The organism is Gordonia sp. GONU (genome assembly GCF_024733855.1).
GTDB classification, from domain to species: Bacteria; Actinomycetota; Actinomycetes; order Mycobacteriales; family Mycobacteriaceae; genus Gordonia; species Gordonia amicalis.
Genome location: NZ_JANRHB010000005.1, coordinates 188,882 through 204,231, shown reverse-complemented (window position 1 = coordinate 204,231; position 15,350 = coordinate 188,882). Strand labels below are relative to the sequence as shown.

General features: G+C 63.5%; 8 protein-coding genes. 4 read left to right on the top strand and 4 right to left on the bottom strand.

The genetic code is table 11. The features are described from left to right. Positions 1-2,811, bottom strand: a complete 2,811-nt coding sequence (locus NWF34_RS07495; RefSeq protein ID WP_258324563.1) for a PD-(D/E)XK nuclease family protein — start codon at positions 2,809-2,811, stop codon at positions 1-3. Positions 2,812-2,966: 155 nt separating this feature from the next. On the opposite strand from NWF34_RS07495, the gene NWF34_RS07490 reads away from it, so the two are divergent. From NWF34_RS07490 to NWF34_RS07475, 4 genes are read left to right on the top strand one after another with little or no spacing between them, the layout of a single operon-like run. Continuing rightward, complete coding sequence (locus NWF34_RS07490; RefSeq protein ID WP_258324562.1) at positions 2,967-4,946, top strand: class I SAM-dependent DNA methyltransferase; 1,980 nt, start codon at positions 2,967-2,969, stop codon at positions 4,944-4,946. Further along, entirely contained in the window at positions 4,943-6,229 is a 1,287-nt protein-coding gene (locus NWF34_RS07485; protein WP_258324561.1) for a restriction endonuclease subunit S, read from the top strand. Before NWF34_RS07490 ends, NWF34_RS07485 begins: the two co-directional genes overlap by 4 nt. 1 nt (position 6,230) lies before the next feature. Next, on the top strand, positions 6,231-9,350 hold the full coding sequence (locus NWF34_RS07480; RefSeq protein ID WP_258324560.1) for a type I restriction endonuclease subunit R: 3,120 nt from the start codon (positions 6,231-6,233) through the stop codon (positions 9,348-9,350). 45 nt (positions 9,351-9,395) lie between these two features. Further along, complete coding sequence (locus NWF34_RS07475; RefSeq protein WP_258324559.1) at positions 9,396-11,234, top strand: DUF262 domain-containing protein; 1,839 nt, start codon at positions 9,396-9,398, stop codon at positions 11,232-11,234. A gap of 211 nt (positions 11,235-11,445) precedes the next feature. On the opposite strand, the gene NWF34_RS07470 is transcribed toward NWF34_RS07475, so the two are convergent. The 3 genes from NWF34_RS07470 to NWF34_RS07460 all read right to left on the bottom strand — a co-directional run bounded on the left by NWF34_RS07470 (position 11,446) and on the right by NWF34_RS07460 (position 15,185). Further along, complete coding sequence (locus tag NWF34_RS07470; protein ID WP_258324558.1) at positions 11,446-12,609, bottom strand: acyl-CoA dehydrogenase; 1,164 nt, start codon at positions 12,607-12,609, stop codon at positions 11,446-11,448. A gap of 159 nt (positions 12,610-12,768) precedes the next feature. Then, positions 12,769-13,464: a TetR family transcriptional regulator gene (locus NWF34_RS07465; RefSeq protein WP_258324557.1), complete on the bottom strand. Its 696-nt coding sequence runs from the start codon at positions 13,462-13,464 to the stop codon at positions 12,769-12,771. Between the two features lie 41 nt (positions 13,465-13,505). After that, positions 13,506-15,185, bottom strand: a complete 1,680-nt coding sequence (locus tag NWF34_RS07460; RefSeq protein ID WP_258324556.1) for an AMP-binding protein — start codon at positions 15,183-15,185, stop codon at positions 13,506-13,508. Between the last annotated feature and the right edge of the window lie 165 nt (positions 15,186-15,350).

Below are 15,350 nucleotides of genomic sequence, written 5' to 3'. Positions count from 1 at the left end.
TCAGCCTCCGTACTTCTGCACGTAGTCGGACAGTTCGTCGACGTGTTCCAGTGCGGCCCAGGCGCGTCGCAGCCCGGCCCGTCCGAGGAGGTCGATGACGGGCAAGTCCCAGTGGGTGTCTTCGATCTTGGGCGGGAAGTAGCCGGCCCGGATCGACTTGTGCACGAGCGTCATGTCGTCGATGAGGGTGGCGACGACGTCGTCGGTGACGGGGTAGCCGACCGAGGCGAACTTGCCTTTGCTGGTGATGAACCAGTACCGGGCTTCGACGTCGGCGCCGAAGGTGCGGGCGAACAGTCCGTAGACGGGGAGCTGGAATTGCAGACCCGAGTTGGTGGGTGTGCTCTCAGCGAGGTCCTTGTATTTGTCGGCCTTGCCGGTCTTGTAGTCGGTGACGCGGATGCGTCCACCGTGGTGGCGGTCGATGCGGTCGATCTGCCCGCGGAAGCGAATCCTGTTTTCGCCCAGTTCCAGCGAGACCTCGTGACTGCCGTGCGCGTCGAGACCGAAGTCCGCCTCTGCGTGCGTCGGCTGCCAGCCGTCGGCGGCGTCGGCGTGGTCGTGGGTGAACCATTCGTCCAGGTCGCGCATGATGGTGCCGCGGTCCTTGGCCCACAGCTGTTCGAGCCAGCCCGGACTGTTGGCCTGCGCCTCGTCGAGAACTTCTGCGGCGACGATCCGTAGGCGGGCGAGGTCGAGCTGCGCGCCGTCCATCGTCTCGCGGACGTACCGCTCGAGGATGGTGTGGATCAGGGTCCCCCGCGTCAATGCGTCGATCTGGGCGATCTCGTCGGGGTCGTCGAGGGCACGCAGGCGCAGGATGTGTTCGAGGAAGTACTGATAGGGGCTCTGCACCCACAGTTCGAGGCCGGTCGGCGACACCGGCTGATCGAAGGTGGTGATGAGTTCGCTGACCGACGACAGGTTGCCGTTGAACCGGGTGAAGCGGCCGTTGAGGCGGTCGCTGCGCATGTGCATGCCACGGTTGATGATCGGATCGTCGAGCGCGCCGCGACGATTGTCCGCGGGGACGGCGGCAAGTTCGCGGAGACGCCACTCGGTGTCGGAGGCCGCGGAGGCGCCGATGCGCTCGTCGGCGCGTTGGGCGGCGACGTCGAAGGAGTCGACTGCGACGATCTGCGGCGAATTCTCGGTCGCGCGTTGCCAGTTGACAACGTCGACGTCACACCCGGCGAGGTCGGCCAGCGCCGGCAGCAGCCAGCGGGACGGCACCTTCTCGGCGCCGCCGCGCAGGCTGCCGCGCGGGAAGGTGACGACCCGTTCCGCGCGGCCGGCACTCACCGCACCGGCGAAGGCGAGACGTTGGCGTTCCATGTGATCGCGGGCGGTGATGCCGATCAGTTCCGGCGGGAGAAGCGGGTCGTCGCGGCGGGGTGTGGGAACGGTGCCTTCGGCAGCACCGACGACGACGCAGACGTCGAGGTCGCGACCGACGCCCGAGGAGATCGGTGCGACCGTCACTCCTGCACCCGATGTGCCGTGCATGCCTCGGTGCGCGTTCAGCCGGATCGAGACCGTGTCGAACACCCGAGCCGCGGTGGGTTGCGGTGCGATGCCGTCCATCAGAGCGATTCCCGCGCAGTCGGCACGGATCGCGGCGAGGTCTGCGGCCGCGGTGTCGCGTTTCGGCGTGCGAAAGTAGGTGTCGAGCAGGGTGTCCAGATGTTCGGCGACGGTCGCCCAGTCCGGCGCGTCGACGAGAGCGCGCAGGTCGGCCTGCAGCCGACGGACGAAGGAGTGGACGGCCGCGGCCCTGGCGTGGTGTTTCTCGTGCGCACCGACGCGGGTGAGGCGCTCCCAGTCGACGCCGCCGACGATAGGTTCGTCGACGCGCGTGAGGCGTTCGAGTTGGGGCTGCGAGATCGGCGTGTCATCGAGTTCGGGGCGTCGGAGTGCGCCTTCGGCGAGGAGGGTGAACAGTTCCCGGCGAGGCATGACGTCGTGGTCGAGTGCCAGCAACCCGAGCAAAGCGCGACCGGTGGGTCGGTCGACGAGGGTGTGGCATTCGGGTCCGGTGAACGCGATGTGGCCGGCGGTGAGGTGCTCGTGGAGCAGCGGCAGGTAGGGGTCGTCGGTGCCGTAGAAGATGCCGATGCGGTGACCGGGGACCCCGCTGGCGAGGTGCTTGCGGACCAACCGGACGACAGCGCGGATCTCGTCGTCGGCGTCGGAGGTGTGGATGACCTGGGTGGGTGAGACGTGGGTGTCCGCGTCGATGGTCTCGCCGCGGCGCTGGAGCTCACGGAGAAGGGCTTGCTCGGCGGGCGTGTGAGCGGCCGGCTGATGGACGATCACCGCCCCGAGCTCGTCAAGCCTCTCGGCGGCGGTCGTGTGCGCCTCATGCTGTAGGCAATAGGTGCTGGTGAGGCCTTCGATGGCAGCACGGTGGATGCGCAACAGGTCGGCGACGAGCGGCGTCGGCGATTCCATGGACGGCTCGGCAACACCGGTGAGTTCCCAGGCTGCGCTCGCGAGAGCTTGTGCGGTGATGGGTTTGTCGGCGACGTCGGCGAAGACCCCCGGTGCGTCCGCGAGAACTCGCTGGATCGAGGCTTCGAGCAGCGGGTACGGGAGCGGCTGCCGGGGTGCGAGAGCGGGTGCGGACAGCTTGGCCACGGCTTCCGGGAGCGTGAGGACGTCTGTGTTGGCCACCGCCCCGGTCCGGGCCAGGTGATGCAGGACGTCACGACCCGATCCGTGGTTCGGAACGATGACGGTCACCCGCTGCAGCGGTGAGCCGGCCTTGGCATCGGAGACCGCTGCCGCCAGTCGGTCCATCACGGTGGGCATGGGGCCATCATGCCGGGTGGGTGTGACACGGCTCTCGTGGCCATCGGCCGGGGGTCCCGGAAGTTATGTCGGAGTTTATCTGATAGGGATCAGCGCGCTACCCGACGGGTGGATAGGTTGATGTGCACGGTGTTGACGAGAGAACGTGGGAGACGATGGCGACGACGAATGCCAACCTGATCTGGAAGATCGCTGAGCTGCTGCGAGGACCGTTCCAACCGAACCAGTACGGCGACGTGATCCTGCCATTCACCATTCTCCGCAGGTTGGACTGCATCCTCGAGCCGACCAAGGATGAGGTGTTGGCTGAGCACAAGAAGCTGGCGAAGTCGAAGGTCGACCCGGATATCGTGCTGAAATCCAAGTTCAAGCTGCCGTTCTACAACACGTCCCGCTGGGACTTCCGGGCGCTGACCTCGGATGCTGAGGGCATCGCCGACAACCTGGCCGACTACATCAATCACTTCTCCCCGAACATCAGCGACGTGTTCGAGGGCTTCGGCATGGAAGACCTCATCGAACGTCTCAGCAAGTCCGACCGCCTCTACCTGATCGTCAAGGAGTTCGCGGGCGTCGACCTGCACCCCAAGGTGGTCAGCGGCTACGAGATGGGCTTGATCTTCGAAGAACTCATCCGCAAGTTCGCCGAATCCAACAACGCCGCCGCCGGTGACCACTTCACCCCGCGCGAGGTGATCGCCCTCATGGTCGACCTGCTGTTCGCCACCGCCGACGACGCCCTGACCAAACCGGGCACCGTACGCACTATCTACGACCCCGCCGCAGGCACCGGTGGCATGCTGTCCACCGCGTATGACCACCTGTTGGAGATGAACCACAAGGCCCGCCCCGTCCTTTTCGGGCAAGAGATCAACTCCCGCTCCTACGCCATGTGTAAATCCGACATGATCATCAAGGGCCAGGACGTCGACAACATCTACCTGGGCGACACCCTCACCGACGACAACTTCCGCGGCCGCCACTTCGACTACCTGCTGTCCAACCCGCCGTTCGGCGTGGACTGGAAAACCCAACAGCGCGCCGTCGACGAGGAGCACCGCGTCCGCGGCTTCGCCGGCCGCTTCGGGCCCGGCCTCCCGCGCGTCTCCGACGGGTCCCTGCTGTTCCTGATGCACCTGATCTCCAAGATGGAACCGGTCAACCAGAAGGGCGACGGCGGCTCCCGCCTGGCGATCGTCCTCAACGGCTCGCCCCTGTTCACCGGCGGCGCCGGATCAGGCGAGTCGAACATCCGCCAGTGGATCATCGAAAACGACCTGCTCGACACGATCATCGCCCTGCCAACCGACATGTTCTACAACACCGGCATCTCCACCTACATCTGGATCCTCGACAACAACAAACCCGCCGAACGCCAAGGAACTGTCCAACTCGTCAACGCCGTAGACATGTTCGGCAAGATGCGCAAATCGCTGGGCTCCAAACGCAAGTTCCTGCGCGAGAACGACATCCAGCGGATCGTCCGACTCTACTCCGATCATGTTGACGACCCGGGTTCCGACGAGACTGCGTCGCTGTCGAAGGTGTTCGCCAACGACGACTTCGGCTATCGGACCATCACCGTCGAACGACCACTGCAGCTCGGCTTCGGTATCGACGACGCGAAGATCGACGCCGTCCTCGCGGTCAAAGCGATCACGAAACTCGGCACCGACGAGAAGGAAGCCATCCGGAAGGCGCTCGCGTATCTCTCGGATTGGGAATGGACCAACCGCGATGCCTTCGCCACCGACCTCAAAGAAGCACTGCACGACAACGGCTTCGTCAAACCCGGAGCCCCCATCCTCAAAGCGATCTGGTCCACGATCGGCGAACACTCCGACGCCGCCGACGTCATCACCGACCGCCACGGCAACCCCGAACCCGACCCCTCCCTCCGCGACACCGAGAACGTCCCACTCACCGAAGACATCGACGACTACTTCGAACGCGAAGTCCTCCCACACGTCCCCGACGCCTGGATCGATCACGATAAGACAAAGACCGGCTACGAAATCCCCTTCACTCGCCACTTCTACCGCTACATCCCGCCTCGCCCCCTCGAAGACATCCAGAAGGACCTCCGCCAACTCGTCGGCGAGATCCAAGAGATGTTGAAGGAGGTGGGTGCGTGAGTGCCCGCCGCCTTGGCGCGGACCTTCCGGCAGGCTGGAGTGGCATAAGCATCCGGCGACTATTCAGGGTCGTTGGCGGTGCGACACCTCGCTCTGACCAAGCTGCTTACTGGGACTCTGGTTCAGTGCCGTGGTTTACGCCAGCTGATTTGAGTCGCGCAAGTAACCTTACGGTAGAGACATCGGCGAGACAGATCACTCCTGAGGGACTCGCTTCGTGCTCCGCTGAGCTGTTGCCAGCTGGATCTGTATTGGTTTCCTGTCGTGCGCCGATTGGTTACGTCGCGGTTACGTCGACTGACGCGGCAACGAATCAGGGATGCAAAGCGCTTGTTGGAGACAGGGTCGATCCCCGATTCGTTGCGTATCAACTGAGCGTCGCTACTGAGGACCTTATTGCACTTGGCCAGGGTACGACGTTCGCGGAACTCTCTGGCGAGAGTTTGGCTGACTTTTCAATCGCCATCCCATGGCCCCTTCGCGACGCAACTTCGATAGCGGACTTCCTTGACCGCGAAACGGCAAAGATCGATGCGTTGATCGCCAAGCAAAAGCAGTTGATCGCAACCTTGCAGGAAGACCGCATCGCCACCATCACCCTCGCGGTTACACGAGGAATGAACGCCTCGGTTGCGGCAGTAGGCGAATCATGGCCAGGTGAGGTTCCCCCCCACTGGGTCGTCGGCAAGGTCAAGTACTACTTCGACGTCGTGCTGGGCAAGATGTATCAGGGTGAACAGATGCGCCAGGGCGACGCGTTTCTCCCCCACCTCAAAGCTGGCAACCTGACATCTAACGGCCTCATGATGGAAGATCCGATGTTCTGTTGGTTTTCGCCTGCCGAGGTGGTTGAGTTGAATCTTCGCCGAGGAGATGTCCTCGTAGTCGAAGGCGGTTCAATAGGCCGATGCGTCGTACTCGATCAGGATCTTCCGGGTTGGGGGTTCCAGAAGTCCTTGAACCGTGTGAGGCCGCGTTATCGAGACTTGCCCGAGTTTCTTGCATACGTTCTTGAGGCCGCGACAGCTTCCGGGTACGTTTCCCTCCTGTGTGGCAAGGCCACCATCCCTCACTTCACTGCCGAGAAACTGGGCGCCATGGAGTACCCGCGTCCGCCGGTAGACGAACAGCGCGCAATCGTTGACTTCCTAACGGAGCGTGATGTTCAGATCAGTTTGCTGTCGGAGCAGGCGACTAACGTGATCGACCGACTTTGCGAGTACCGTTCTGCACTGATCACCGACGCCGTAACTGGAAAGATCGATGTGCGGGAGATGGTTTGACATGCCGCAGCATCACGAGGTCACCCTAGAAAATGAGATCTGTGAGTACTTGGCCAATCAAGGCTGGTTGTACTCGCCGAACGATGCGGGTTACGACAAGTCGCTGGCCTTGTTCCCGGAGGATGTGTTCGGTTGGTTGGCCGACACCCAACCTGAGGAGTTGGCGAAGCGGGTCAAGCCGGAACTGACGGGCAAGGCACGCGCAGATGCCGAGTCCAAGGTGCTGGCGACGTTGACCAAACGGCTGGGTGCGGATTTGAAGGCCGGTGGTGGCACGTTGAACGTGTTGCGTGGCGGATTCAAAGATCTCAACGCCAAGTTTCTGATGTGTCAGTTCAAGCCGAACACGACATTGAATGAGACGACCGCGAAACGCTATGCCGCGGTGCGGCTTCGGGTGATGCGGCAGGTGCACTACTCGTCGCGGAACACTAATGCGATCGATCTGATGTTGTTCGTGAACGGGATTCCGGTGGCAACCGTCGAGCTGAAGACCGACTTCACGCAGAGCATTACTGATGCGGTACGTCAGTACAAGAAGGATCGGCTGCCGAAGGGCGAGCCCTTGCTGGAGTTCGGCCGGCGGACGGTGGTGCATTTCGCGGTATCCAACAGCGAGGTGCAGATGACCACCAAGCTGGCCGGTGACGATACGGTCTTCCTGCCGTTCAACCGAGGCAATGACGGACATGCCGGCAATCCGCTCAACCCGGATGGTTCACCGGCGTCGTATTTGTGGGAGCAGATCTGGGAGCGGAACACCTGGCTGGATATCCTCGGGCGGTTCATGCATCTGCACATCGAGGAGAAGATCGACCCGGCGACCAATCGGAAGCGGCGTAAGGAGACGATGCTGTTTCCTCGCTTCCACCAGTGGGATGCGGTCACCAAGTTGATCGCAGCCGCCAAGGCGGAGGGTCCGGGCAACAAGTATCTGATTCAGCATTCTGCGGGGTCGGGTAAGACGAACTCGATCTCCTGGTTGACCCATCGGCTGTCGGTGTTGCATGACGATGCGAACAGACCAGTGTTCGATGCGGTGCTGGTGATCACCGACCGGACGGTGCTCGATTCCCAGTTGCAGGAAGCGATCCGGCAAATCGATGACACCTCGGGGATGGTGGCCCACATCGATGCGTTGAGTGGGTCGAAGTCGGGCAAGTTGGCTCAAGCATTGGAGTCAGGGACGAAGATCATCATCGTCACCATCCAGACCTTCCCGTATGCGTTGGACATCATTCGGACCGGAGAGGGACTGGAGGGACGCTCGTTCGCGGTGATCGCTGATGAGGCGCACTCCTCACAGGCCGGTGATGCGTCGAAGCAATTGAAGAAAGTACTGACGGCGACCGAGCTTGAGGACATCGAGGACGGCGGGAGCGTCGACACCGAAGATGTACTGGCTGCAGAGATGACCGCACGCGCGGTGGCGACGAACATCTCGTTCTTCGCGTTCACGGCGACGCCGAAGGCCAAGACGCTGGAACTGTTCGGGCGTCGGCCGTCGGCGGATGTTCCACCGGAGCCGTTTCACCTGTACTCGATGCAGCAGGCCATCGAGGAGGGTTTCATCCTGGATGTGCTGCGCAACTACACCCCGTACAAGACAGCGTTTCGGTTGTCGCACAACGGGCGCAGCTACTCAACCGAGGACACCGATGCCGGCGGGACGGTCGTCGTCGACGCTGACCCGGGTGCGGATTCGCAACTGGTGGACAAGCGCGATGCCATCAAGTCGGTGATGAATTGGGTGCGGCTGCATCCGACGAACATTGCGCAGAAGGTGCAGATCATCGTCGAACACTTCCGGGCCAATGTCGGATGGCGGCTCGATGGTAAGGCCAAGGCGATGGTGGTGACGAGCTCACGCATGGCGGCGGTGCGCTACAAGTTGGCTTTCGACAGCTATGTTGCCAATAAGGGCTACACCGATGTCGCGGCATTGGTGGCGTTCTCCGGCGACATCACCGATGACGTCCACGGCCTGGACAAGGTCACCGAAACCACCATGAACCCGGGGCTGAAGGGACGCGACCTCCGGGATGCGTTCGCGACCGATGAGTATCAGGTCATGTTGGTGGCCAACAAGTTCCAGACCGGTTTCGATCAGCCGCTGCTGGTGGCGATGTATGTGGACAAGCGGCTCTCGGGGGTGCAGGCGGTACAAACGCTGTCGCGTCTCAACCGCACCGCCCCCGGCAAAGATCAGACGTTTGTGATCGACTTCGCCAACGCCGCCGAGGACGTCGTCGACGCGTTCGAGCCGTACTTCAAGGCCACCACGCTGGCCGATGTCACCGACCCGAACATCGTGCACGCCACCATGGCGAAGCTCGACGCGACTGGCATCTATCAGTGGGCCGAGGTCAACGGTTGCGCTGCGGATTTCGTTGCCAACAAGGGAAATAACGCGTTGACCAAGTGGGTGACACCTGCCCAACACCGATTCCGGGACCGCGAGCGCGAGGCCAACAACAAGGGTGACACGGCGGCCTTGGACGGGTTGGACATGTTCCGCAAGGATGTGGGGACCTTCAACCGCCAGTACGACTTCTTGTCCCAATTGTTCGACTACGAAGACCCCGACCTGGAGAAACTGTCCATCTACCTGCGCTACCTCGCCCCGGTCATCCGGCGCGAGAACGTCCAGCATGCCATCGACTTGTCCGGGGTGGACTTCGAGTACCTACGACAGAACAAGCAGAGCACAACCAGCGGCCGGCTCGAAGGGGGCGCAGAGCTTCCGCCGGCCGGTGAGGGTGGAGGTAGTGGCTCTGTCCACGACCCCGAGCTTGTCGAGCTCGACGAAGTCATTGCCACGATCAACGACCTGTTCGAGGGTGACCATTCCGACGCTGATGTCCGCAGCGTCGTTACCCATCTGCGGGACAAGTTGGAAGAGAGTGAGAATCTGAAGACCCAGGCTCGCAACAACTCTCAGGCGCAGTTCGAGGCCAGTCCGGACATCGACATCGAGTTCAACGGCGCAGTGATCGAGGCCATGGATGCCCACTCAGATCTGTCCGCGCAGATCCTGAACAATTCGGTGATCCGGGACAAGCTGGTGTCGGAGTTGGTTCCGGCGATCTACCGTCGGTTGCGAGTGGAGCACGCACCGTGAGATCGGCACAACGGCAGCTGACTTCAACGAGGAGGAGGCATCCTGATGGGGTTCCAAACACCGCTCTATGAGCTCAGTGAGTATCTGAAGTGGGCGGAGTCGGGGAAGATTCAACTGCCCGATTTCCAACGCGGTTACAAGTGGGAGGACGAGCGAATTCGCCAGCTTCTCGTTACCGTCCTGCGTGGTCACCCCCTGGGAGTAGTGATGCTGCTCAACACGGGAAACGATCAGATCCGCTTCAAGCCTCGCCTAATTGAGGGAACCAACGTGCCTCTTGGTACGCAGGCAGAGTCGCTGTTGCTGGACGGGCAACAGCGACTGACCTCCCTCACTCAGGCACTGACCACCGATGGCGTCGTGCACACCATGGACAGCCGGGGCAAACGCATGGATCGGCGGTACTTCATCGACATGCACCTCGCTGTCCAGGGCGAGGACCGCATCGACGAAGCAGTGCTGTCGCTGCCTGGTGACGGGATCGAACGCACCAACTTTGGAAAAGACGTTGTTCGTGACGTTTCTACACCTGAGAAACAGCGGGCCGCGGGTATGTTTCCGGTGAATCTGATCTTCGGCGACGCCATGTCGTGGCTGTTCGACTTGGACGACCGCGACCTCGCGAAGGCGTTCAACAACGACGTCATCAAACCGACGGGTACCTATAACATCCCGGCGATCGAACTGGACAAGAACACCAGTAAGGGTGCGGTGGCGACGGTGTTCGAGAAGGTCAACGTCGGCGGGCTCCCGCTCAACGTGTTCGAGTTGTTGACAGCAACGTTCGCCGGCGACCCCTTGTACTACGAATCGCACGGCACGGACTTTCGCCTCAATGATGACTGGAAGGAAACACAGGCGAAGTTCGCTGCGTATCCCGTGCTCGCCGGTTTGGAGAACACCGACTTTCTGCAGGCCGTCACCCTCCTGACCACCCTTAAACGAAATCTCGCCTACTCGGGCCCGCGTCCGCCCGCCATATCAGCGAAGCGCGAAGATGTTCTGAAACTGACGCTCGACGACTATCTGGAGTGGGTGGGTCCGCTCCGTGAAGCGTTCATCTGGGCGTCGGACTTTCTGGCGGACCGCCACGTTTTTGACACCAAGTTCCTGCCGTATCCCAAGCAGTTGGTACCGCTCGCTGCCATTCGAGTCGCGATGGGTCACGACGCCGAGCTTCTCGGTCCCCGCGAGAAGTTGGTCAGGTGGTTCTGGTGCGGAATTCTCGGTGAGTTGTACGGAGGGGCAATCGAAACGCGATTCGTGCGTGATCTCGAGCAGGTGCCGGACTGGGCTCGTGGCGATGCCGGTGCTGCGACGCCCAACACCGTGAACGACGCGACGTTTGTTGAGTCCCGACTCCATTCGCTGCGGACGCGAAATGCCGCAGCGTACAAAGGTATCTACGCTCTACTGCTCGGCAACGAGGCCCGCGACTGGATGGAAGACAAGGCGCTCGACAAGGTGCAATACGCGAACCTGGCAGTCGACGTTCACCACATCTTCCCGAAGAAGTGGTGTGAGAACCACAAGATCGACGACGAGCGGCGAGAGAGCATCGTGAACAAGACAGCGATCTCCGCAGTGACCAACCGCACGATTGGCGGCGCGGCGCCCTCGGTCTATCTCGCGCAGATTGAAAAGAAGGCGCAGATCGACGGGGTGAGGCTTGATGGGCTGGTGGAGGCCCACTTAATACCGGCCGAGTCGCTGCGTGCCGATGACTTCGACAACTATTTCGTCGAGCGCCGCCGCCGATTGTGCGACCTCGTGGAGAATGCGATGGGTAAGGCTGTGCCGCGAGATGTAGGCCACGGCGCAGCGGAGGACTCTACTCAGTTCGAAATCGCTGAGATCGAGGAACTTCCGGACGAGGCGGAGTAGTGGGTGGCGTGATCACCGCGGGTATCCAGTAGCCGACGGTGTCGATCCACCACAGCAATGGCCGTGGTTGCGGCCAAAGTTCGGCGAGTGGCAACGGTGCCGAGCGCCACGATGACATTCGCCCCGCCGGCAGAACCGGCGGGGCGAATCTCGTTGGTTTCGACGCAGCCCTCGCTGCGCTCGTCACCGGCTCAACCAGCGGCGTGGGCGATCAGCGCAGCAGCGCGCGGCTCATGACGACGCGCTGGATCTGGTTGGTGCCCTCGTAGATCTGGGTGATCTTGGCGTCGCGCATCATGCGCTCGACCGGGAAGTCGCGGGTGTAGCCGGCGCCGCCGAAGAGCTGGACGGCGTCGGTGGTGACCTCCATGGCGACGTCGGAGGCGAAGCACTTCGACGCGGCGCTGATGAAACCGAGGTTCTTCTCGTCGCGCTCGGCGCGAGCGGCCGAGGTGTAGACCATGAGGCGCGCGGCCTCGACCTTCATCGCCATGTCGGCGATCATGAACTCGACACCCTGGAACGAGCTGATCGGCTTGCCGAACTGCTTGCGATCCTTGACGTATTCGATGGCCTTGTCGAGCGCACCCTGCGCGATGCCGACGGCCTGTGCGCCGATGGTCGGACGGGTGTGGTCGAGGGTCTGCAGCGCGGTCTTGAAGCCGGTGCCCTCGTCGCCGATGATGCGGTCGAGCGGGATGGTGCAGTCCTCGAAGTAGAGCTCGGCGGTGGGCGAACCCTTGATGCCGAGCTTCTTCTCCAGCGGGCCGACGGTGAAGCCGGGATCGTCCTTGTGGACCATGAACGCCGAGATGCCGTTGGCACCCTTCTCGGGGTCGGTGACGGCCATGACGGTGTACCAGGTGGACTTGCCGCCGTTGGTGATCCAGCACTTGGAGCCGTTGATGACCCAGTTGTTGCCGTCCTTGCGGGCGCGGGTCTTCATGCCGGCGGCGTCGGAACCGGCCTCGCGCTCACTCAGCGCGTACGAGGCCATGGCCTCGCCGGAGGCGATGCCGGGCAGCACCTGCTGCTTCAGCTCGTCCGAGCCCTTGAGGATCAGGCCCATGGTGCCGAGCTTGTTGACGGCGGGGATCAGCGACGACGAGGCGCACACGCGGGCGACCTCTTCGATGACGATGCAGGCCGCGATCGAGTCGCCGCCCTGGCCGCCGAACTCGTCGGGGACGTGGATGGCGTTGAAGCCCGACGCCACGAGCGCGTCGAGGGCTTCCTGTGGGAAACGCGAGTTCTCGTCGACGTCGGCCGCGTGCGGCTCGATCTCCTTCTCGGAGAGCGCGCGGATGGCCTCACGCAGGGCGACGTGCTCTTCCGGAAGCTGGAAGACGTCGAAGTCGGGATTTCCGAAACCCATGACAACTCCTCACGGCACGGGGTGCCAATTTGATGATTAGTTACCAGTGCAACACGGCACTCAGTGCCATGTCAACGCGCCACGGCACGAGCGAAATGCGACTCACGTCACCAATTGTCCTCGACGCGTCCGGCGTTGTCCCGAGCCTGCCTGAGCGGGTCAGGATTTCCGCAGTTCAGCGGCCACGCGACGAGCCACTTCGTCGGGCGCCGTGCCCGCCGGATAGGTCACCACGGTGACCTGATGCGACCCGTCGTCTCCGGACGGGGGGTCAGGCCGGTCTACATCGGCACCGAGTGCCACCGCGACCCGGGCGAGCTCACGCCGCAGACGGTCGAGCGTCGCGTCGGCGTCCCCGCGGATCATCTGCCGGAGCAGGTAGTTGTGCGTGCCGGTGATCGCCGCGACGTAGGCGACGATGCGCACCGGCGGCTCGTCGGGCAGACGACGACGCAGGAACTCCTCGAAGGCGCCCTGGTAGCGGTAGGTGGTGACGAGCTCGCGGTCACGCAGCGCCGGGACCTCCTGCACCACCTGGGCTCGGCGGACGGCCAGGTCGCGGTCGCGGCGGAAGTGGCTGAAGACGACCTCGGCGGCGGCGCACACCGCCGACCACGGGTCGCCGTCGTAGCCCGCCAGGGTGTCGTCGACCTGACCCAGCAGGGACTCGTGGTCGGCGAAGATCACGTCCTCCTTGGACCCGAACTGCCGGAAGAAGGTGCGACGGGACATCCCGGCGGCCGACGCGATCTGCTCGACCGTCGTCGACTCGTAGCCGTGTTCGCTGAACAGCCGGATCGACTCGGCGACGACGAGCATGCGGAAGCCCGCGCTGTCCACATCGGCAACTGACATGGGTCAAGTATCACCACATGAGCGCCCACACGGGCGCGGGGTCACTCGGCGCGGGCTTGTGCACGTAGCTCGCCCTTCAGGACCTTGCCGGTGGGAGTGCGCGGCAGTTCGTTCGCGAAGACGATGTCGCGCGGCACCTTGTAGCCGGCGAGCAGTCGACGACCGTGCTCGATGAGCTCCTCGCCGGTCAGCGTCGCACCCGGCTGCAACAGGACGTAGGCACGCGGCCGCTCTCCCCACTTCTCGTCCGGTACACCGATCACCGCGACGTCGACGACGGCGTCGTGACTCACCAGCGCCTGCTCGACCTCGATGGTCGAGATGTTCTCCCCGCCGGAGATGATGATGTCCTTGGCGCGGTCGCGCAGCTGGATGTACCCGTCGGGATGCATCACGCCGAGGTCGCCGGTGTGGAACCAGCCGCCCGCGAAGGCCTTTCGGGTCTCGTCCGCGTCGCGGAAGTATCCGGCCATCACGTTGTTGCCGCGCAGGACGATCTCACCCATGGTCTCGCCGTCGGCGGGGACGTCGACCAGCGGCACCTGGTCGGCGACCACCACACGCGCGGTCTCGGCCTGCACCATGCCCACGCCCTGACGGGAGAGTTTGGCCGCTCGATCGCCGGGTTCCAGTGCGCTCCAGGAATCTTGGTACTCACAGATGGTGTACGGGCCGTACACCTCGGTGAGGCCGTACACGTGGACCACGGTCACGCCGATCGCCTCGAGGGCGCCGATCACGGTCGGCGACGGTGGCGCACCGGCGGTGGTGATGTGCAGCGGACGGTCCAGACGGTGGGCACGCGGCGAGCCGACGATGGTGGTGCAGACCGTCGGCGCACCGCACATGTGCGTGACGCCGAGGTCGTCGATGGCATCCCAGATGGCGTCCGCCCGCACCGCGCGCAGACAGACGTGGGTGGCACCGGCGTGGGTCACCGCCCACGGCGTGCACCAGCCGTTGCAGTGGAACATCGGCAACGTCCACAGGTAGCGCGACGACCCGGTGAACTGGTTGTGGAAGGTCTCCCCGAAGGAGTTCAGGTAGGCACCCCGGTGGGTGTACATGACGCCCTTGGGTTTACCGGTGGTTCCCGACGTGTAGTTGATCGAGATGATCGCGTTTTCATCGTCGACCGTCCAGGCGATCGGCGCCGGATCGAGGTCGTCGGCGGCGGTCAGGTGGTCGTCGTAGGAGACGAGGCCGTCGATGCCGGCGTCGACGACGGGACCGGGGGTCACACCGAACTCGGGGTCGGCGATCTCGACGACCGTCTCGACCTCGGGCACCTGACCGATGATCGCGGAGACGGTGTCGCGGAACTCCGCGTCGAAGTAGAGGGCCTTGGCCCCGGAGTGCTGGAGGATGTAGACCAGCTCGGGTCCGGCGAGCCGCGAGTTGAGTGCGACGAGGACGCCCCCGGCGAGCGGCACCGCGTAGTGCGCGATCAGCATCTCGGGGATGTTGGGGGCCAGGTAGGCCACGCGGTCCCCCGAGTGGATCTTCGTGGCGAGGACGCGAGCGAGGCGCTGCACGTGGTCGGCGAACTCGGCGTAGGTGAGTCGACGCTGCCCGTAGAGGATCGCCGCGCGGTCGGGGAAGACCGCCGCCGAACGTTCCAGGAAGCGCAGCGGGCTCAGTTCGGAGCGGTTGGCCCCGCCCCATTCCGTGGTCGACGGGCCAGCGCCCGTCGCAAATGCATCGGGCGTGGAGACCGACATCGTTCCTCCGTTTTCTCGCGACCGTGTGACCGGGCCCGAGGTTGTGACGGCCCATACGTGCGACGGCGATCTAGGGTACTGATCACATCGAAACGCCTGCACCCTCCGAAGATGGGGTTCGAGCCCGACACCGTGACCGGATTGGTGCACGCACCGGGCCCGTAG